Below are 19,230 nucleotides of genomic sequence, written 5' to 3'. Positions count from 1 at the left end.
TGCTAGGAGCAAGGCATGAAACTGAAACGTTTGATGGCGGCAATGACGTTTGTCGCTGCTGGCGTTGCGACCGCCAACGCGGTGGCCGCTGGTGTTGATCCGGCAATCCCGGCTTACGTGAAGACCACTGGTGTGTCGGGCAACCTGTCCAGCGTCGGTTCCGATACCCTGGCTAACCTGATGACCCTGTGGGCCGAGGGTTACAAAAAGGAATACCCGAACGTCAACATCCAGATTCAGGCCGCCGGCTCCGCCACTGCGCCACCTGCGCTGACTGAAGGCACCTCCAACCTGGGCCCGATGAGCCGCAAGATGAAGGACACCGAACTGGCGGCCTTCGAGCAGAAGTACGGCTACAAGCCAACCGCTATCCCGGTTGCCGTGGACGCCCTGGCTGTGTTCGTCCACAAAGACAACCCGATCCAGCATCTGACCATGGAACAAGTCGACGCGATCTTCTCTTCGACTCGCCTGTGCGGTGGCAAAGCCGACGTGAAAACCTGGGGCGACCTGGGTGTGACCGGCGACCTGGCCAACAAGCCAGTGCAACTGTTCGGTCGTAACTCGGTATCCGGCACCTACGGCTACTTCAAGGAAGAAGCCCTGTGCAAAGGCGACTACAAGCCTAACGTGAACGAACAACCAGGCTCGGCTTCGGTCGTGCAGTCCATCAGCTCTTCGCTGAACGGCATCGGTTACTCGGGTATCGGCTACAAGACCGCCAGCGTGAAGACCGTGGCCCTGGCCAAGAAAGGCAGCACTGACTTCATCGAAGACAGCGAAGAAAACGCCCTGAACGGCAAATACCCGCTGTCGCGTTTCCTCTACGTTTACGTCAACAAAGCCCCGAACAAGCCTCTGGCCCCGCTGGAAGCCGAGTTCGTGAAACTGGTTCTGTCCAAACAGGGCCAGGAAGTGGTTGTGAAAGACGGCTACATCCCACTGCCAGCCAAAGTGGCCGCCAAGGCCCTGGCTGACCTGGGTCTGAAAGAAGGTAACTAAGCCTGCGGTACCTGGTGTAACGCCGGGGTCCTGTGGGAGGGGGCTTGCTCCCGATAGCGGTGTATCAGCCAATACACCAGTGATTGGAAGCCCGCTATCGGGAGCAAGCCCCCTCCCACATTTTGACCGGTGGCACCGCTAAATTTTTTGTCCGCTGCCAGCCTGCTGAGCGGCGGCTTTGCTGCGTCACTGCTTTGTCATCTTTCTGTCATACAGGATCGCTAGGGTGTGCGCATGAATGATCTGGCCAATTCCACCATGACGACGAGTTCTCCCCCCAAGCGCATTGACTTCAATACGCCTGAACTGCAACGCAAGCGCCGCATTCGTGCGCTCAAGGATCGCCTAACCCGTTGGTACGTGCTGGTTGGTGGCCTCGCCGTCCTCGGCGCCATTACCCTGATCTTCTTCTTCCTGGCCTATGTCGTCGCACCGCTGTTCCATGGCGCTTCCTTGACCAAGGAAGACGCCCTGACGCCAGCCTGGATGCAGGACGCCGGCAAGCCGTTGATGATCTCCATGGAAGAACAGAACCAGGTTGCCATGCGGGTTTCCGATAAAGGCCAGGCGCTGTTCTTTGCCGTCGATACCGGCGCCGAACTCAAGCGTGTCGACCTGCCGCTGCCGGCCGGTGCAAGTGTTGTTTCCATTGGTGTCGACCAGCCCGGCAGCCCGTTGGTGATCCTCGGCTTGTCCAATGGCCAGTCCCTGGTATTCCGCCACACCTATAAGGTGTCCTACCCGGACGGCAAGAAAACCATTACCCCTGCCATCGAATACCCCTACGGTGAAACGCCCATCGTGCTGGATGACGCTGGCCGCCGGTTGGAGCACGTCGCGCTCAACGCCACGGATTCTTCGCTGATCGTCGCAGGTTCGGCTGGATCGCACTTGAACGTGCTGTCGCTGACCCGCGAAGAAAACATGATGACCGGCGAAGTCACCAGCGAGCAGCAGCGCATCGACCTCCCGCAAATGACTGAACCGGTGAAGGCGATCTTCGTCGACCCGCGTCAGCAATGGCTGTACGTCATCAACGGTCGCGCACTCGCCGATGTATTCAGCCTGCGCGACAAGAGCCTTAACGGTCGCTACAAACTGCTGGAAGACGGCACCGCTGAAATCACCGCCAGCACCCAACTGGTGGGCGGTATTTCGCTGATCGTCGGTAACTCCAAGGGTGGCCTGGCCCAGTGGTTCATGGCCCGTGACCCGGATGGCGAACAGCGCTTCAAGCAGATCCGCACCTTTCAGATGGGCAACGCGCCCATCGTTGAAATCACCGCCGAACAGCGCCGCAAAGGCTTTACCGCCCTCGACGCTTCCGGCCAGTTTGGCGTATTCCACAGCACCGCCCACCGTACTTTGCTGGTAGACCCGGTCGTCGACGGTCAGGGCGTGTTCGGCCTGTCGCCACGGGCCAACCATGTGATCGTGGAAGCCGGCGGCAAGCTGCAACCGCTGTTGCTGGACAACCCGCACCCGGAAGTTTCGTGGAGCGCGTTGTGGAGCAAGGTCTGGTACGAGAACTACGACGAGCCGAAATACGTCTGGCAATCCACCGCCGCCAACACCGATTTCGAACCCAAGATGAGCCTGGCCCCGCTGACCTTCGGCACCTTGAAGGCCGCGTTCTACGCCATGCTGCTGGCCGCGCCGCTGGCGATTGCCGCTGCGATCTACACGGCCTACTTCATGGCCCCGAGCCTGCGCCGCAAGGTCAAGCCGGTGATCGAGCTGATGGAAGCCATGCCGACGGTGATCCTCGGCTTCTTTGCCGGTTTGTTTCTGGCGCCGTATGTCGAGGGGCACCTGCCGGGCATTTTCAGCCTGCTGATGCTGCTGCCGATTGGCATCCTGGTGGCCGGTTTTATCTTTAGCCGCCTGCCTGAGCCCATCCGCCTGCGCATTCCCGATGGCTGGGAAAGCGCGATCCTGATCCCGGTGATCCTGTTTGTGGGCTGGCTCTCGCTGTACATGAGCCCGTACCTGGAAACCTGGTTCTTCGGTGGCGACATGCGCATGTGGATCTCCCACGACCTGGGCATCACCTACGACCAGCGCAACGCCCTGGTGGTTGGCCTGGCCATGGGCTTTGCGGTGATCCCGAACATCTACTCCATCGCCGAAGACGCCGTGTTCAGCGTGCCACGCGGCCTGACCCTGGGCTCCCTGGCCCTGGGCGCCACGCCGTGGCAGACCATGACGCGCGTCGTGCTGCTCACCGCCAGCCCGGGGATCTTCTCGGCGCTGATGATCGGCATGGGCCGCGCCGTGGGCGAGACCATGATCGTGCTGATGGCCACCGGCAACACGCCGGTGATGGAGATGAACTTGTTCGAAGGCCTGCGCACCCTCGCGGCCAACGTCGCGGTAGAGATGCCCGAGTCGGAAGTGGGCGGCAGTCACTACCGCGTGCTGTTCCTCTCGGCGCTGGTACTGCTGCTGTTCACGTTCATCATGAACACCCTCGCCGAGCTGATTCGTCAGCGTCTGCGCAAGAAATACTCGTCGCTTTAAGCAAAGGTAGAAGTCTGTGAAACAGAACTCCCTGAATGGATGGTTCAAGAGCGGCGCCCCGGGTGTCTGGATCAGCGGCGGCGCGGTGTCCATCGCGGTCATCATGACCATTGGCCTGCTGGCGGTGATTGCCGTGCGTGGCCTGGGCCATTTCTGGCCGGCCGATCTGATCCAGGCCAATTACAACGTGCCGGGCCAGGAAAACCATGTCGTCATCGGCGAAGTGGTGCAGAAGGAAGAAGTGCCGCGTGAGCGCCTGAAAAGCGCGGGCCTGCCAGTTCCGGACCAAGGCCCGGAATTTATGACCCGTGAGCTGATCAGGGTCGGCAACCGCGACCTGAACGGCAACGACTTCACCTGGATCGTCGGCGAGTGGCTGAAGGACCAGACCAAGCCTGCCGACCTGATGGCCATCGAGCGGCGTGAGTGGGGCAACTTCTACGGCACCCTGGTCAACGTCAAGCAGGACGGCAAGATCGTCGCCGAAGGTGCGGCGGCCTGGCCGGAGCTGCAAGCCCGTGTCGAACGCGTCAACAAGCTGGCTGCCCAGCTCAAGACCCTGGAAAAATCCGATATTGGCGCGATCAACGCCGGCCTCGAACGCATCCGCCTGCACGGTCGCAAGTTGGAGTTGGACGGCAAGCTCGACGCTGCCGCCCAAGCCGACATGGACGCTGATCGCGCCGAGCTGAACGCCCGCTACCAGGATATCGAAGCACGCCTGACCGACCTGCACACCCAGTTCAACCGCGACGCGCTCACCGCCCGCGACGGCAACGGCAAGGAAGTGGAAATCGGCATCGGCAAAGTGGTGCACGCCTACCAGCCGAATGCCATGGGCACCTTCACCAAGATCGGTTTCTATTTCAGCAAGGTCTGGGAATTCCTCAGCGACGATCCACGGGAAGCCAACACCGAAGGCGGGATTTTCCCGGCCATCTTCGGCACCGTGATGATGACCCTGATCATGGCAATGATCGTGACCCCGTTCGGCGTGCTGGCGGCGGTGTACCTGCGTGAATACGCCAAGCAAAATGCCCTGACCCGCGTTATTCGTATCGCCGTGAATAACCTGGCCGGTGTACCGGCCATCGTCTACGGCGTGTTCGGCCTGGGCTTCTTCGTGTATGTATTGGGTGGCTCGGTTGACCGCCTGTTCTTCGCCGAAGCCCTGCCGGCGCCGACCTTCGGTACGCCGGGCCTGTTGTGGGCCTCGCTGACCCTGGCGCTGCTGGCGGTGCCGGTGGTGATCGTGGCCACCGAAGAAGGCCTGGCGCGGATCCCGCGCACCGTGCGTGAAGGCTCGCTGGCACTGGGTGCGACCAAGGCCGAAACGCTGTGGAAGATCGTGCTGCCGATGGCCAGCCCGGCAATGATGACCGGCATGATCCTCGCCGTGGCACGCGCCGCCGGTGAAGTGGCGCCGCTGATGCTGGTGGGTGTGGTGAAACTGGCGCCGTCGCTGCCACTGGACGGTAACTACCCGTACCTGCACCTGGACCAGAAGATCATGCACCTGGGCTTCCATATTTATGACGTCGGCTTCCAGAGCCCCAACGTCGAAGCGGCACGGCCACTGGTGTACGCCACGGCGCTGCTGTTGGTGGTGGTGATCGCCACACTGAACTTGTCGGCAGTATGGATTCGTAACCACCTGCGCGAAAAATACAAAGCGCTGGACAGCTGATTTATAAGTGAACGCAGAATAAATGTGAGAGGGGGCTTGCCCCCGATAGCGGCGGATCAGAAACAGATGTGCTGACTGACACACTGCCATCGGGGGCAAGCCCCCTCCCACACAACAGCACAGGGAGCCTCCCATGCAACAAGACACCCACACCCACGGCATCAACATGTCGGCCCTGGGTCGCGACAAGCAGAGCCTGAGCCTGGCCCAGGAAACCGTGGCCATCGAAGTGCCCGGCCTGAGCCTGTACTACGGTGAAAAACAAGCGCTGTTCGACGTCAGCATGAACATCCCGAAGCAACGCGTGACCGCCTTCATCGGCCCGTCGGGCTGCGGCAAGTCCACGTTGCTGCGTACGTTCAATCGCATGAACGACCTGGTGGACGGCTGCCGCGTAGACGGCGCCATCAACCTCTATGGCACCAACATCTATCGCAAGGGCGAAGACGTGGCCGAGCTGCGTCGTCGCGTGGGCATGGTGTTCCAGAAGCCCAACCCGTTTCCCAAGACCATCTACGAAAACGTGGTCTACGGCCTGCGCATCCAGGGCATCAACAAGAAGCGCATCCTCGACGAAGCGGTGGAGTGGGCGTTGAAAGGCGCGGCGCTGTGGGACGAAGTCAAAGACCGTCTGCACGACTCGGCGCTTGGCCTGTCCGGCGGCCAGCAACAGCGTCTGGTGATCGCACGGACAATCGCCGTGGAGCCGGAAGTGCTGCTGCTCGATGAGCCGTGCTCGGCACTCGACCCGATCTCCACACTGAAAGTCGAAGAGCTGATCTACGAGTTGAAATCCAAGTTCACCATCGTCATCGTGACCCACAACATGCAACAAGCGGCGCGGGTGTCCGACTACACCGCGTTTATGTACATGGGCAAGCTGGTGGAATTCGGCGACACCGATACCCTGTTCACCAATCCGGCGAAGAAGCAGACCGAAGACTACATCACCGGTCGCTACGGCTAGTACGCAGTGGTTCTGATTGCACTGAATGCTGCGCTCTGCGCACCTTACCGGACGCTCCAAGGACGCCAACATGATTAGCAAAGAAGGCCTTACCCATCACATCTCCGCACAGTTCAACGCCGAGCTTGAGGAAGTGCGCAGCCACCTCCTGGCGATGGGCGGCCTGGTGGAGAAGCAAGTCAACGACGCCGTTACTGCGCTGATCGAGGCTGACTCGGGCCTGGCCCAGCAGGTGCGCGAGATCGATGAACAGATCAACCAGATGGAACGCAACATCGACGAAGAATGCCTGCGCATTCTCGCTCGTCGCCAGCCCGCGGCGTCCGACCTGCGGTTGATCATCAGCATCTCCAAGTCGGTGATCGACCTGGAGCGCATCGGCGACGAAGCCACCAAGATCGCCCGCCGCGCCATCCAACTGTGCGAAGAAGGCGAAGCGCCGCGCGGCTACGTGGAAGTGCGCCACATCGGCGACCAGGTGCGCAACATGGTGCGCGATGCCCTCGACGCCTTTGCCCGCTTCGACGCCGAACTGGCGTTGTCGGTGGCGCAGTACGACAAGATCATCGACCGCGAATACAAGACCGCCCTGCGTGAACTGGCCACCTACATGATGGAAGACCCGCGCTCTATCTCGCGGGTTTTGAGCATTATCTGGGTGCTGCGCTCCCTGGAGCGGATCGGCGACCACGCGCGCAATATCTCGGAACTGGTGATCTATCTGGTGCGCGGCACCGACGTGCGGCACATGGGCCTCAAGCGCATGAAGGCCGAAGTTGAAGGCTCGGCCGATCTCATCCCTAATGTTCCGGGCGAATCTGACGATAAGTAAGATTGCCCGAGAAAATAACGCCCGGCCTTTGGTCGGGCGTTTTTGTTTGCGGCGACCGAGTTTTTTGCACAGTGGGCGCAATAAAGTCCCGCTGTGACTGCCGAGTTTTGGCAAAATGCCATCAGTCAGGCGTGTTGCGTGCCGAGGTTTTTATAGGATGAAGGGTCGATGAGTAAAGTCAGTGTATTGGTGGTGGATGACGCCTCGTTTATCCGCGATCTGGTGAAGAAGTGCCTGCGCAACTACTTCCCGGGGATCAAGCTGGAAGACGCGGTGAACGGCAAAAAGGCCCAGGCCATCCTGATGCGCGAGACCTACGACCTGGTGCTGTGTGACTGGGAAATGCCAGAAATGTCCGGCCTTGAGCTGCTGACCTGGTGCCGCGAGCAACCTCACCTCAAGACGATGCCGTTCGTGATGGTGACCAGCCGTGGCGACAAGGAAAACGTGGTGCAGGCGATCCAGGCCGGCGTGTCGGGCTACGTCAGCAAGCCGTTCACCAACGAACAGTTACTGAACAAGGTCAAGCAGGCCTTGCACAAGATCGGTCGCCTCGACGCTTTGGTCGCCAGTGCACCGACCAAGATGAACTCGGCCTTCGGCAACGACTCCCTGAGCGCCCTGACCGGCGGCAAACCCGAAGCCGTGCGCGCAGCCCCAGTGGCCTCCGCGCCGAACAAAGGCCTGCTCAACAGCCCACCCGTGCCAGCACCTGCCGCCGCGCCGGCGGGCGGTCGCGGCCAAGGCCAACTGCGCCTGTCCAGCGGCAACCAGCAATGCGTGATCAAGGCGCTGAGCATCAAGGAAGCGTTGCTGGTGGTACGTCGCAGTGACGTGCTGCCCCAGGTACTGGAAAGCGCCGTGCTCGATCTGGAGCAAGGCGACAACGCCGAAGTGGCCCGCCTCAACGGCTACCTGCACGCCGTTGTCGCCTACGAGCCCAAGCCCGACAGCGACTGGCTGCAACTGACCTTCCGGTTTATCGACCAGGACGCGCAGAAGCTCGATTACATCTCCCGCCTGATCGCCCGCGGTACCGCGCAGAAGCATTTTGTGCCGGGTGCATAAACTCGGGTCACCACAGACCCATGTGGGAGGGGGCTTGCCCCCGATTGCGGTAGGTCGGTTACAGATGTATCAACTGACACTCCGTCATCGGGGGCAAGCCCCCTCCCACAGTTGAACCTCATTGGTGCATACACAGTTGTCATGATCCCTCGCTAATCTGCCGTTCAGTCATCCCGGCAGGTTCACGCCATGCTCACGCGTCTATTGCTGTGCTGCGCATTGGTCACGGTCGCCTCTTCGGCCCTGGCCATGACCGTCTACAAATCCGTTGATGCCGACGGCAATGTGTTCTACAGCGACCGGCAAACACCGGGGGCGCAAGCGTTCGTGATCCAGCAGCGCCCGATTCTCGACAGACCCAGACCGACTTACGTGCCGCAAGCCTACCGCTACCCCTTTCCCTGGCGCGGCGGCCCGTTCCGCCTGTCCCAAGGCCCCAACGGCAGCTTCAGCCACACCGACGCCAAGAGCCGCTTCGCCATGGACATCGCCATGCCCGAAGGTACGCCGATCATCGCGGCGCGCAGCGGCATGGTGGTGAAAACCGCAAACGACCAGGTTGGACGGGGCAGTGATGCGTCGGGGAATTTTGTGCGGGTGCGGCACGATGACGGCACCGAGGGCGTGTACCTGCACCTCAAGCAAGGTTCGGTCAGCGTCCAAGTGGGGCAGCGCGTGGCGGTGGGCAGCCCGCTGGCGCTGTCGGGCAATACCGGCAACAGCAGCGGGCCTCACTTGCATTTTGTGGTGCAGCGCGCCACCGAGGCGGGGCTGGTGTCGATCCCGTATGAGTTCAACCAGCCGATGGGCGCATTGCCCAACTTTGCGTTGGGCAATTGAAGGTCAGTCCAGCATCAGCACCTTGGCCAACACGATCTTCGGCCCTTTCATCTTCTTGATGATGATGCGCAGGCCTTCGACTTCCAGCACTTCTTCCTCTTCGGGCACCCGTTTGAGGGTTTCGTAGATCAGGCCGGCCAGGGTTTCGGCTTCGACATGGTCCAGGTCGATGCCCAGCAGGCGTTCCACCTTGAACAGCGGCGTGTCGCCACGTACCAGCAACTTGCCCGGCTGATAGGCCAGGATGCCGCGCTCGGCCTTGCGGTGTTCGTCCTGGATATCGCCCACCAGCACTTCCAGCACATCTTCCATGGTCAGGTAGCCGATGATCTTGCCATCGGCTTCTTCCACCAACGCGAAGTGCGCGCCGCCTTTGCGGAACTGCTCCAGCAGCTGCGACAACGGCATATGCCGCGACACACGCTCCAGCGGACGGGTCAGTTCAGCCAGGTTGAACGACTCTGGGATGTGGTCCAGGGCCGCCAATTCCAACAGCAGATCCTTGATGTGCAGCAGGCCCACGAACTCATTGCGCACCGCGTCATACACCGGGTAGCGGCTGAATTTGTGGCGGCGGAACAGCGCGAGGATTTCCTTGAGCGGGGCGTTGAAGTCCAGGGTTACCAGGTCTTCCCGGGAGTTGGCCCAGTCCACTACTTCCAGCTCGCCCATTTCCACGGCCGAAGCCAATACGCGCATGCCTTGGTCGCTCGGGTCCTGGCCACGGCTGGAGTGCAGGATCAGCTTGAGTTCTTCGCGGCTGTAATGGTGCTCATGGTGCGGGCCCGGCTCGCCTTGGCCGGCGATACGCAGGATGGCGTTGGCGCTGGCATTGAGCAGGTAGATCGCCGGGTACATGGCCCAGTAGAACAGGTACAGCGGCACAGCGGTCCACAGCGACAGCAACTCGGGCTTGCGGATGGCCCAGGACTTGGGCGCCAGCTCGCCGACCACGATGTGCAGGTAGGAAATCACGAAGAATGCGGCGAAGAACGACACGCCCTTGATCACCTCGGGCGACTCGACGCCCACGGCGCTCAGCAACGGCTCGAGGATATGCGCAAAGGCCGGCTCACCGACCCAGCCCAGGCCCAGGGAGGCGAGGGTGATGCCCAGCTGGCAGGCCGACAGGTAGGCGTCGAGCTGGCTGTGTACGGTACGCAGGATCTGCCCGCGCCAGCCGTTGGTGTCGGCGATGGCCTCGACCCGGGTGGAGCGCAGTTTGACCATGGCAAATTCCGCCGCAACGAAGAAACCGTTGAGCAGTACCAGGATCAGTGCAAAAAGAATCATGCCGAAATCGGCGAAGAGTGACGCGAGGGTGATACCAGGGGAAGGGTCCATGATGGGGTTTTGCAGGTTCCGTGTGTTCAATAAGGGGTGACAGGCAGGCCGCAAAGAACGGCGCAAGTCGGCCAATGTAGCGGCTGGCGGGGCGCTTGCCTAGTGTGTGCTGCCGGGTGGGGCCTGGTGCGCATACTTCGGAACCACACAAATCCCCTGTGGGAGGGGGCTTGCCCCCGATAGCAGGGTGTCAGCCGACACATTCATACCTGACCCACCGCAATCGGGGGCAAGCCCCCTCCCACATTTAGTCCAGTGTCCTATCCGGGTTATTCGTCGGTGCTCAGCGCCTGCGCATGCGTCACCTGCACCGGCGGAAAATGGCAGGTAAACGTACTGCCATGCCCCAGCACACTGCTGATTTCCAACCGTGCACGGTGGCGCAACAGCACATGCTTGACGATCGCCAGTCCCAGCCCGGTGCCGCCCGTGTTGGAATTGCGGCTGGAATCGACGCGGTAGAAACGCTCGGTCAGGCGCGGCAGGTGTTTGGCGTCGATGCCGATGCCCGAGTCCTGCACGCTCAGGTGCGCGCCCTGCGCATCGGCCCACCAGCGGATGCGGATAGTACCTTTGTCCTGGGTGTACTTCACCGCATTGAACACCAGGTTGGAAAACGCGCTGCGCAACTCGCCCTCGCTGCCTTTGAGCAGCACTGACGGGTCGGCTTCCAGGGTAATTTGCTGGCCGCGTTGGCCGGAGAGGGCCTGGGCGTCGTTCTTGATGGTCTGCAACAGGCTTTGCACGGTCACCGGATGGTTGTCCGACGGGTAGTCCGTGGCTTCCAGCTTGGCCAGCAACAGCAGGTCGTTGAGCAAGGTCTGCATGCGTGAACCCTGTTGCTGCATCTGTTGCAGCGCACGGCTCCAGCGCGGGTTGATCTCGTCGACGTTGTCCAGCAGCGTTTCCAGGTAGCCGCAGATCACCGTCAATGGCGTGCGCAGTTCATGGGAGACGTTGGCGACGAAGTCTTTGCGCATCTGTTCGAGTTGATGGATGCGGGTGACATCGCGCACCAGCATCAGGTGTTCGTTGTTGCCGTAGCGCGTCAGGTACAGCTGGATGCGCACGCGGTCATTGGTGGGCGAGGGGATCTCAAGGGCTTCTTCGTAGTTGTCCTGCTCGAAGTATTCCTTGAAGCGCGGATGGCGCACCAGGTTGGTCACCGGCTGGCCACTGTCCTGGGGCGTCTTGAGACCCAGCAGGGTTTCGGCGGCGCGGTTCCACCATTCCAGGTTGCCGTCGCTGTCGAGCATGATCACTGCGTCTTTCAACGCGGCCGTGGACTCCTGCACCCGGTCGATCACCGCTTGCAGGCGCCCGCGTACCCGTTGGTCGCGGCGTTGCAGGTGGTAGATGCTGTCGAACACCTCGCCCCACAGGCCGTAGCCGTCGGGTGGTGCTTCATCGGGTTTGTGCTGGCGCAGCCATTCATGCAGGCGCAGCAGTTGCTTGAGGGTCCAGCCCAGGTACAGGCCGATGCCGATGGCCAGGCTCCAGCCGTAATAGCCGCTGATCAGGCCGACCAGCAGGCAGCCGGTGATCAGCAAAAGCATGTGGCGGATCAGGGTGCCATGCCAGTTTTGGTTCACTTAAACACGCGTCCTTGTCAGCTGTTAAGGAAGGAGGGGCTGGCTCAGCCTTTGGTGGAGAACCTGTAGCCGGTGCCGCGCACGGTTTGTACCAGATTCTCGTAGGCATCGCCCAAGGCTTTGCGCAGGCGACGGATATGGACGTCCACGGTGCGTTCTTCCACGTACACGTTGCCGCCCCACACCTGGTCCAGCAACTGGCCACGGGTATAGGCGCGTTCCTGGTGAGTCATGAAAAATTGCAGCAGGCGGTATTCGGTCGGGCCCATCTCGGCGGGCTTGCCGTCGATGGTCACACGGTGGCTGATGGGGTCCAGCAGCAGGCCGCCGACTTCAATCGGCGCTTCGCCGTCGGTCGGGCCGGCACGCCGCAGCACGGCCTTCAGGCGTGCGACCAGTTCCCGTGGGGAAAACGGCTTGGTGATGTAGTCATCGGCGCCGACTTCCAGGCCCTGGATCTTGTTGTCCTCTTCGCCCTTGGCGGTCAGCATGATGATCGGGATATCCCCGGTCAGTTCATCACGCTTGAGGCGACGGGCCAGCTCGATGCCGGAGGTGCCGGGCAGCATCCAGTCCAGCAGGATCAGGTCCGGCTTGCGGTCGACGATAATGGCATGGGCCTGCTGGGAGTTCTCCGCCTCCAGGCAGTCATAGCCGGCCATTTCCAACGCAACGGCGATCATCTCGCGGATGGGCGCTTCGTCGTCGACGATCAGAATGCTCCTGCCAACCATGCCTAAATCCTCTTGTCATTTAACTGTCTTGCGCCGCATTAGATAACGGAATTATTGCAGTCGTGTGACAGTAATTTAGCCGCTCGGGCAATTCGCGCCTCTCTGGACTACGCTTTGGGTCCGAATCCTGACAACCAAAAAAGGAAGGTTCCGATGACTCAAAGTACTTTTTCCTGGAAAGCCCTGCTGGTCACGGCGGCGTTGACGCTGCCGACACTGGCACTCGCGGCGGAGCCTGCCATGACCCAGGACGGGATCTTGGTGGATCACAAAGGCCTGACCCTCTACACCTTCGACAAAGACGCTGACGGCAAATCGGTGTGCAAGGACCAGTGCGCGACCAACTGGCCGCCGTTGAAGGCGGAGTCCACCGACAAATCCATGGGCGACTGGACCGTGATCACCCGCGACGACCAGACCAGCCAATGGGCCTACAAAGGCAAGCCGGTTTACACCTACAAGGATGACAAGAAAGCGGGTGACAAGACCGGGGATGGCAAGGGTGGGGCTTGGCACGTCATCAAGCCTTGAGCCTGCGGCGCCGCTAAAAGCATCGGGGGCAAGTCGAATCGTCGCACCGCCCCTCCCACATTTGGATTTGTGAATACACCCAAGTGTGGGAGGGGGCTTGCCCCCGATGGCGTCCGAGTAGTCACCGCAGAAATCACCGCAACCCGTAATCCAACACAATCCCCACAAATATCGCCAACCCCGCCCAATGGTTATGCAGGAACGCCTTGAAGCACTTCATCCGGTCCTTGTCCCGCGTATACCAGAACTCCCAGGCAAAGCACCCTGCCGCCGCCAACAGCCCCAGGTGGAACCAGCCACCCAGCTCAAACCGCGAGCCCGCCAGCAACAGGCACACCAACGCCAGGCCCTGCAGGGTCAGGATAATCACGCGATCCGCATCGCCAAACAGAATGGCCGTGGACTTCACACCGATCTTCAAATCGTCGTCACGGTCGGTCATCGCGTAATAGGTGTCGTAGCCCACCGTCCACAACAGGTTGGCGATGTATAACAGCCACGCAGCAGCGGGCAGGCTACCGGTCTCGGCGGTAAACGCCATCGGCATGCCCCACGAAAACGCCGCGCCCAGCACCACCTGCGGGTAATAGGTGTAGCGCTTCATGAACGGGTAACTCGCCGCCAGCGCCAGGCCGCCGAGAGACAGCAGGATAGTGGTCGCGTTGGTCAGCAGCACCAGCAGGAAGCTGATGCCCATCAACACCGCAAAGAACACCAGCGCCTCTTTTGAACTGATCTTGCCGCTCACCAGCGGGCGTTGCTCGGTGCGCTTCACATGGCCGTCCACCTTGCGATCGGCCCAGTCATTGATCACGCAGCCGCCTGCACGAGTCAGCACCACGCCCAGCACGAAAATCACGATATTGAGAAGGGACGGCGAGCCCTTGCCTGCAATCCACAGCGCCCACAGCGTCGGCCACAGCAGCAGGTAGATGCCGATGGGTTTGTCCATGCGGGTCAGCTGAATGAAGTCCCAGGCCCTGGGGTTCAGGCGGTTCAAGGATTTGAGCAGACGTTGATACATCAGCAGTTCTCCGGGTGGTCGTGCAGCGCGTGCCAGAAGCTCGGCAGGAAGATTTCCGCTACCAGCACGCTCAGCGCCCCGCGATCAAAGCGCGAGCGGCGGCCCCATAGGCCGTCGGCCTGATCCGCCGTGGGCAGCCACTGCCGTGGGTAATGGCACACCTCAATGGCCTGGCGGGTGAACGCCTGGTCGCAGAACAGCAATTCCCCCAGGGAGCGGCTGCCCAGTTCGTCCATATGCAAGCCATCACCCTGCAACGCACTGCGCGCCGCCACGCTGCGGGCGAACACCCACGGCTGGCCATGCCCGCGCAAATACACCTCGCGTACCCAGCCGACAGTGGCTGGCGCCAGGTTCAGGGCGGCGCATTCGTCATCCCGCAGCGGCTGCCAGCCTTCGAACAGCGGCGTCACGCTGAAACCGTCGTTGGACAGCCGCGTCAGGCGCCGCGTGAGCGAGTCCTCGTTGAACAGCCAGTTCAGGGTCAACGGCGCGGGCGCAGGGGTCAGAAGGCTCTGGGTCAGCCATTGGCAAGCATCGGGAAGGGCGATTGAGTGCGGCACGGTGAGTCAGTATTGGCAGTAAAAGAGGCGGCGAGCTTACCATGGCACCCTGAACTTTTGCCGGGCCGAACCGGCCGTTTGCGCCGATCATGCTTGCATCTGCCGGCTTCGATCAGTACAAAACGCCCTGAGCCGTACGGCAACGCTGGATCCATCGACCGTCGGCCAAGATGCCTGGACTCCCTGAGGAAGCAAGTAATGAAGAAGTGGCAATGTGTCGTCTGTGGCCTGATCTATGACGAAAAAGACGGCTGGCCGGATGACGGAATCGCGCCAGGCACCCTGTGGCAAGACGTCCCGGAAGACTGGCTGTGCCCGGACTGCGGCGTGGGCAAGATGGATTTCGAAATGATCGAAATCGGCTGATCTGAATTTTTAAGAACCGTACTACAAGGAGAAAGGAATGAACGCACCTGTCGTGATCATCGGCACAGGACTGGCCGGTTACAACGTAGCCCGGGAGTTTCGCAAGCTCGACAGCGAGACCCCCTTGCTGCTGATCACCGCAGATGACGGGCGCTCCTACTCCAAGCCCATGCTCTCCACCGGTTTTGGCAAGAACAAGGAAGCCGATGGCCTGAGCATGGCTGAACCCGGCGCCATGGCCGAGCAACTCAAGGCCGAAGTGCGCACCCACACCCGCGTCAGCGGCATCGACCCCGGCCACAAGCGCCTGTGGATCGGCGAGGAAGCGGTGGCCTACCGCGACCTGATCCTGGCCTGGGGCGCCGAGACCGTGCGCGTGCCGGTAGAAGGCGATGCGGCTGAGCTGATTTTCCCGATCAATGACCTAGAAGACTACGCACGCTTTCGCGCAGCCGCCGCCGGCAAGCGCCGTGTGTTGCTGCTCGGTGCGGGCCTGATCGGCTGTGAGTTCGCCAACGACCTGATCCTTGGCGGCTATGAAATCGACCTGGTCGCCCCGTGCGAGCAAGTCATGCCGACCCTGCTGCACCCGGCGGCGGCCGCTGCGGTCCAGGCTGGCCTGGAAGGCCTCGGTGCCCGTTTCCACCTCGGTCCGGTGCTCAACCGCCTGCAGCGCACCGCTGACGGCCTGGAAGCGCACCTGTCGGACGGTGAAGTGATCCCGTGTGACCTGGTGGTCTCGGCCATCGGCCTGCGCCCGCGTGTCGACCTGGCCGCCGCCGCAGGCCTGCAAACCAACCGTGGCATCATGGTGGACCGCCACCTCAAGACCTCCCACGCCAACATCTACGCCCTGGGCGACTGCGCCGAGGTCGACGGCCTGAACCTGCTGTACGTGATGCCACTGATGAGCTGCGCCCGCGCCCTGGCCCAGACCCTGGCCGGCAACGCCACCGCCGTCAGCTACGGCCCGATGCCCGTCACCGTGAAAACCCCGGTGTGCCCACTGGTGGTGTCGCCACCGCCACGGGGCACCGAAGGCGTATGGAACGTCGAAGGCCAAGGCGCCGACATCAAGGCCCTGTGCCGCGATGCCAGCGGCCGCTTGCTGGGCTACGCCCTGACCGGCAGCGCCGTGATGGAAAAACTGGCCCTCAACAAAGAACTTCCGCCGTTGCTGGCGTGAATACCGGTCGTTCTGTCGGAATAACCCTGTTTTTCACCCTAGAAAGGTCGCCGCGAGACTGGCGCGGCGCCTGAGGGCATGCCATCCTCACTCCCGTCTGCCGCAGAGTAGAGCCTGCGGCGCTTTGGGCGTTGCTCCAGAAGAGAGCAGCACGGACATAACAACAAAAAACCGTCAAAGAGGCTTCACATATGCGTAAACCAGAACTCGCAGCCGCCATCGCTGAAAAAGCGGATCTCACCAAAGAACAGGCCAACCGCGTCCTCAACGCCGTTCTCGAAGAAATCACCGGCGCCCTGCACCGCAAGGACAGCGTCACCCTGGTTGGCTTCGGCACCTTCCTGCAACGCCACCGCGGCGCCCGCACCGGCAAAAACCCACAAACCGGCGAGCCGGTGAAAATCAAGGCAAGCAACACCGTTGCATTCAAGCCGGGTAAATCGCTGAAGGACACCGTTAACGCGTAATACGCATTGCCGTCTCGAAAGAGGCGAAGTGTTAGGAAAAATGGGCACGCCGACTGGGTCGGGTGCCCATTTTTTGTTGGGGAACGATAAAACGGTCATTAATGTTTATGGGTTTTTAACGGCTTGTGCAGATGGCGGTTGTAATAACTTGTATGGGTCCCGGTGAGGTTTTGTTGAAGTGTTGGAACTGGTTTGTACGACGTGTCACTTAAGTGTTGAGGCCGCAGGGAGCACTCTCTAAATTAAACTTAAGAGGTGTAGTCATGAAGTTGTCGAGTCAGCCATATATTCCGTCACACATTCCATCTGCTCAACCCAATATTCAGAACGTCAACACCCCGATGACTTCAGGAAAACCGCAGGATGCTTCGGGCGGTTCGGAAGTTGAACGCGAGTTGAATAGTAAGGGCGGACGATCGTCTCAGTATCCGATGGCGACCGAACAGGAGATGCAAACCAGAGTTAAGCGCGCGAGCTTCAAGATCAAACTGCCGGCCAAGGCGGCAGTTAAGTCACCGGTCAAATCACCGGTCAAGCCTGCAGTCAAATCACCGGTCAAATCACCGGTCAAGCCGACCCCAAAGCCAGCGGGTGGGTCACATGGAACGCGCGACGCCGTCAACAGCGGGAAAACAATTACCCAGTTGCATCAGAGTAATGTGTTTCCACCCATTTCCAGCCAACTGGCAGCCAGTGCTCGTAGTTCACTTATAAATTCGGGTGCAAGCTCGCTGATTAATTTGCCATTTAGCGTAGGGAGCCATATGGCTTCTAAAGCCATAATAGACAGAATTGAAGCGCACTCTGAAATGCCGGGCGCAGAAAAGAAGAACGTAGACGGTACGACGAGTACCAGAGACCCTGCCGCGACGGAACAGCAAAAGTTAGAAGCGCGTCTTGAGAACGCTGAAATAAAAACAGAGTTAATGGTTAACACCATACTCTCCCTTAATGAGGGACCTGACGCCCAAGCGGTGGGTAAAGATCCCAACGCGGCAACTGATGCCGACTCACGCTTGAAGGCGCTTGAAAGCAGGATGAGTGGGACAGAGGACCAGATGAAAGAAATCGCGAAACGATACGGGCTTATCTACGAGCCGTATGCAGCGCCGGAGTCATCCCAAACGCCGACTGAAACGTCACGCATGGAGGTCGTTGAGCAACGCTATGCGCACATGAACAAAATGGTGAAGCGTCTGATCCGGAACGCGGAGGCAGACGCGGAAGGCGATGAATAAATCGTCAGTCCAGGCACGATAAACAGATGAAAAAATGGGCACGCCGACGGGGTTGGGTGCCCATTTCCGTTTGGATTACTTCCCCATATCAGGCTATTCCAGGATTTCTACAGCCGTTTCCCCTTCATAAGTTTGAACGATCGTTCGGTAAATATCAGTCCAGATGTCTCCTGTTGGCCGCTTGAGCAGGTGCTTCGAGCCAAACACGTATACGGTGTCGCCAAGAGAAATTCGTTCTTTTATATGCTGCGCTGAAGGTGAAACTAAAACCTGATGCAAGAAAACCATGGGTTTTCCCTGATGAAAGAACCAAGAGGGTTCTCCTACCCATATAGGCTTTCCTTGCAAGCAGAGAAATTCATCTTTCAAGCGCTCTGTCAGCCATTTCTTCTTATTCTTCGGGGAGCCTTGCTCTACATATTCGTCGTAAAGTGACTTGGCAAAATCTTCCGCACCATCAGCATCCATTGAGGCCGATTGCTTTTCAGCAATCGTCATCGCGGCGCCCCAGAAAACGTGAAAGTCAGTCAGTTCACTCATGTTTGTTCCTTCGAAGTGTGCATTACCATTGCCCGGTAGTTTTTATAACCTTCACTAAGTCCCAGCCAGTATGACGGTACTTATCCATCGACTCGTGTCCCCAGGGCGTAGATTTGGTCAGGTTCCAATCTTCATGAGCGACCTTTGACCCGGCCCGCTGAGGAATGTGCTGATGGTTCAACTCCATCGAGACATCTATCTGTTTGGTTTTACCAACGCGTCCCAGTCTCCGGTTTCTGGCGCTGTCTCGGTAACGAACCTCGACTCTCATTCTAGGGGCTTTCCCTTCCGCCATCCGTGCTAGGTTTCTTGGTGAATATTTGCCTGGTGGAGGCTTCGCCGCAGCATTTTTCCAGATGCCCTTCCTTGCGGTACTCCAGCATTGCCATCCCCATGGGTCGGCCCAGGCAACTGGGTTAGGCCCATATTGATATAGGTTGAACCCGCCCACCAATCCAATGGGATCTGGTGTCGTAAACCGCCCCACATCCGGGTCATAAAACCTGAATGTATTGAAATGCAGCCCTGTTTCCCGATCTAGATACTGCCCTTGGAATCTTAAATTCTGCTCTTCGATGTAGGACGTTTCTCGAACCTCTTCTTGCGAGTTACCCCACACTCGGAAAGTCGCCCGCCAAAGGGCATGGCCATCAGACTCAGTGAGTTGCTCCGGCAGGCCGTTGAGGTCGTCATGGTAGTTTCCGCATCGTAGAAAAACCGCTGCACCCC

Annotated in this window: 19 protein-coding genes; 12 read left to right on the top strand and 7 right to left on the bottom strand. The window is 60.1% G+C overall.

Annotated features, from left to right (window positions below; translation table 11 throughout):
- Positions 1 to 15 precede the first annotated feature (15 nt).
- The 7 genes from DYL61_RS14420 (at position 16) to DYL61_RS14390 (ending at position 8,916) form a co-directional block, all read left to right on the top strand.
- A complete protein-coding gene (locus tag DYL61_RS14420; RefSeq protein ID WP_016978637.1) occupies positions 16 to 1,002 on the top strand; it encodes a phosphate ABC transporter substrate-binding protein PstS in 987 nt (328 codons plus the stop codon).
- Between the two features lie 486 nt (positions 1,003 to 1,488).
- Entirely contained in the window at positions 1,489 to 3,522 is a 2,034-nt protein-coding gene (locus tag DYL61_RS14415) for an ABC transporter permease subunit (RefSeq protein WP_193559442.1), read from the top strand.
- 16 nt (positions 3,523 to 3,538) lie between these two features.
- Entirely contained in the window at positions 3,539 to 5,209 is a 1,671-nt protein-coding gene (gene pstA, locus DYL61_RS14410) for a phosphate ABC transporter permease PstA (RefSeq protein WP_135308861.1), read from the top strand.
- 133 nt (positions 5,210 to 5,342) lie between these two features.
- Positions 5,343 to 6,176, top strand: a complete 834-nt coding sequence (gene pstB, locus DYL61_RS14405; RefSeq protein WP_025856391.1) for a phosphate ABC transporter ATP-binding protein PstB — start codon at positions 5,343 to 5,345, stop codon at positions 6,174 to 6,176.
- A gap of 70 nt (positions 6,177 to 6,246) precedes the next feature.
- Positions 6,247 to 7,008, top strand: coding sequence for a phosphate signaling complex protein PhoU (gene phoU, locus DYL61_RS14400; protein ID WP_105696013.1), 762 nt, complete (start codon positions 6,247 to 6,249; stop codon positions 7,006 to 7,008).
- Between the two features lie 168 nt (positions 7,009 to 7,176).
- Positions 7,177 to 8,076 (top strand): response regulator, encoded by a 900-nt coding sequence (locus DYL61_RS14395; protein WP_135308860.1) that lies wholly within the window; start codon positions 7,177 to 7,179, stop codon positions 8,074 to 8,076.
- 189 nt (positions 8,077 to 8,265) lie between these two features.
- Entirely contained in the window at positions 8,266 to 8,916 is a 651-nt protein-coding gene (locus DYL61_RS14390; protein WP_135308859.1) for a M23 family metallopeptidase, read from the top strand.
- 3 nt (positions 8,917 to 8,919) lie between these two features.
- Here the strand turns inward: DYL61_RS14390 and DYL61_RS14385 are convergent, their stop codons facing one another.
- From DYL61_RS14385 to phoB, 3 genes are all read right to left on the bottom strand, one after another.
- Positions 8,920 to 10,260, bottom strand: a complete 1,341-nt coding sequence (locus DYL61_RS14385; RefSeq protein ID WP_105695929.1) for a hemolysin family protein — start codon at positions 10,258 to 10,260, stop codon at positions 8,920 to 8,922.
- A gap of 269 nt (positions 10,261 to 10,529) precedes the next feature.
- Entirely contained in the window at positions 10,530 to 11,816 is a 1,287-nt protein-coding gene (gene phoR / locus DYL61_RS14380; protein ID WP_238704563.1) for a phosphate regulon sensor histidine kinase PhoR, read from the bottom strand.
- Positions 11,817 to 11,896: 80 nt separating this feature from the next.
- Positions 11,897 to 12,586, bottom strand: a complete 690-nt coding sequence (phoB, locus tag DYL61_RS14375; protein ID WP_003176964.1) for a phosphate regulon transcriptional regulator PhoB — start codon at positions 12,584 to 12,586, stop codon at positions 11,897 to 11,899.
- Between the two features lie 153 nt (positions 12,587 to 12,739).
- Between phoB and DYL61_RS14370 the strand changes: the two genes are divergently transcribed.
- Positions 12,740 to 13,117: a COG4315 family predicted lipoprotein gene (locus DYL61_RS14370; RefSeq protein ID WP_135308857.1), complete on the top strand. Its 378-nt coding sequence runs from the start codon at positions 12,740 to 12,742 to the stop codon at positions 13,115 to 13,117.
- Between the two features lie 133 nt (positions 13,118 to 13,250).
- On the opposite strand, the gene ubiA is transcribed toward DYL61_RS14370, so the two are convergent.
- Both ubiA and DYL61_RS14360 read right to left on the bottom strand, forming a co-directional pair.
- On the bottom strand, positions 13,251 to 14,141 hold the full coding sequence (ubiA, locus tag DYL61_RS14365) for a 4-hydroxybenzoate octaprenyltransferase (protein ID WP_135308856.1): 891 nt from the start codon (positions 14,139 to 14,141) through the stop codon (positions 13,251 to 13,253).
- Positions 14,141 to 14,704: a chorismate--pyruvate lyase family protein gene (locus DYL61_RS14360; protein WP_135308855.1), complete on the bottom strand. Its 564-nt coding sequence runs from the start codon at positions 14,702 to 14,704 to the stop codon at positions 14,141 to 14,143. Before DYL61_RS14360 ends, ubiA begins: the two co-directional genes overlap by 1 nt.
- Before the next feature lie 198 nt (positions 14,705 to 14,902).
- On the opposite strand from DYL61_RS14360, the gene DYL61_RS14355 reads away from it, so the two are divergent.
- The 4 genes from DYL61_RS14355 (at position 14,903) to DYL61_RS31595 (ending at position 17,961) form a co-directional block, all read left to right on the top strand.
- Complete coding sequence (locus DYL61_RS14355) at positions 14,903 to 15,070, top strand: rubredoxin (protein ID WP_003213373.1); 168 nt, start codon at positions 14,903 to 14,905, stop codon at positions 15,068 to 15,070.
- Positions 15,071 to 15,107: 37 nt separating this feature from the next.
- A complete protein-coding gene (locus tag DYL61_RS14350; RefSeq protein ID WP_135308854.1) occupies positions 15,108 to 16,256 on the top strand; it encodes an NAD(P)/FAD-dependent oxidoreductase in 1,149 nt (382 codons plus the stop codon).
- 191 nt (positions 16,257 to 16,447) lie between these two features.
- Positions 16,448 to 16,723 (top strand): HU family DNA-binding protein, encoded by a 276-nt coding sequence (locus tag DYL61_RS14345; RefSeq protein WP_003176958.1) that lies wholly within the window; start codon positions 16,448 to 16,450, stop codon positions 16,721 to 16,723.
- A gap of 263 nt (positions 16,724 to 16,986) precedes the next feature.
- Positions 16,987 to 17,961, top strand: coding sequence for a hypothetical protein (locus DYL61_RS31595; protein WP_238704562.1), 975 nt, complete (start codon positions 16,987 to 16,989; stop codon positions 17,959 to 17,961).
- 93 nt (positions 17,962 to 18,054) lie between these two features.
- On the opposite strand, the gene DYL61_RS14335 is transcribed toward DYL61_RS31595, so the two are convergent.
- Both DYL61_RS14335 and DYL61_RS14330 read right to left on the bottom strand, forming a co-directional pair.
- Positions 18,055 to 18,501 (bottom strand): hypothetical protein, encoded by a 447-nt coding sequence (locus tag DYL61_RS14335; RefSeq protein WP_135308853.1) that lies wholly within the window; start codon positions 18,499 to 18,501, stop codon positions 18,055 to 18,057.
- A gap of 22 nt (positions 18,502 to 18,523) precedes the next feature.
- On the bottom strand, positions 18,524 to 19,230 hold a 707-nt coding region (locus DYL61_RS14330), incomplete at its 5' end, for an RHS repeat-associated core domain-containing protein (RefSeq protein WP_193559441.1).

The sequence above is a fragment of the Pseudomonas nabeulensis genome (assembly GCF_004682045.1).
Classification (GTDB): domain Bacteria; phylum Pseudomonadota; class Gammaproteobacteria; order Pseudomonadales; family Pseudomonadaceae; genus Aquipseudomonas; species Aquipseudomonas nabeulensis.
The sequence above is the reverse complement of the archived record's forward strand: the minus strand, read 5'-3'. Positions and strand labels throughout refer to the sequence as shown.

Coding starts and splice junctions, on each gene's coding strand:
- DYL61_RS14420 (WP_016978637.1), top strand. CDS start 16: ATGAAACTGAAACGTTTGATGGCGGCAATGACGTTTGTCGCTGCTGGC.
- DYL61_RS14415 (WP_193559442.1), top strand. CDS start 1,489: ATGCAGGACGCCGGCAAGCCGTTGATGATCTCCATGGAAGAACAGAAC.
- pstB (WP_025856391.1), top strand. CDS start 5,343: ATGCAACAAGACACCCACACCCACGGCATCAACATGTCGGCCCTGGGT.
- phoU (WP_105696013.1), top strand. CDS start 6,247: ATGATTAGCAAAGAAGGCCTTACCCATCACATCTCCGCACAGTTCAAC.
- DYL61_RS14395 (WP_135308860.1), top strand. CDS start 7,177: ATGAGTAAAGTCAGTGTATTGGTGGTGGATGACGCCTCGTTTATCCGC.
- DYL61_RS14390 (WP_135308859.1), top strand. CDS start 8,266: ATGCTCACGCGTCTATTGCTGTGCTGCGCATTGGTCACGGTCGCCTCT.
- DYL61_RS14385 (WP_105695929.1), bottom strand. CDS start 10,260: ATGGACCCTTCCCCTGGTATCACCCTCGCGTCACTCTTCGCCGATTTC.
- phoR (WP_238704563.1), bottom strand. CDS start 11,816: ATGCTTTTGCTGATCACCGGCTGCCTGCTGGTCGGCCTGATCAGCGGC.
- phoB (WP_003176964.1), bottom strand. CDS start 12,586: ATGGTTGGCAGGAGCATTCTGATCGTCGACGACGAAGCGCCCATCCGC.
- DYL61_RS14370 (WP_135308857.1), top strand. CDS start 12,740: ATGACTCAAAGTACTTTTTCCTGGAAAGCCCTGCTGGTCACGGCGGCG.
- ubiA (WP_135308856.1), bottom strand. CDS start 14,141: ATGTATCAACGTCTGCTCAAATCCTTGAACCGCCTGAACCCCAGGGCC.
- DYL61_RS14355 (WP_003213373.1), top strand. CDS start 14,903: ATGAAGAAGTGGCAATGTGTCGTCTGTGGCCTGATCTATGACGAAAAA.
- DYL61_RS14350 (WP_135308854.1), top strand. CDS start 15,108: ATGAACGCACCTGTCGTGATCATCGGCACAGGACTGGCCGGTTACAAC.
- DYL61_RS14345 (WP_003176958.1), top strand. CDS start 16,448: ATGCGTAAACCAGAACTCGCAGCCGCCATCGCTGAAAAAGCGGATCTC.
- DYL61_RS31595 (WP_238704562.1), top strand. CDS start 16,987: ATGAAGTTGTCGAGTCAGCCATATATTCCGTCACACATTCCATCTGCT.
- DYL61_RS14335 (WP_135308853.1), bottom strand. CDS start 18,501: ATGAGTGAACTGACTGACTTTCACGTTTTCTGGGGCGCCGCGATGACG.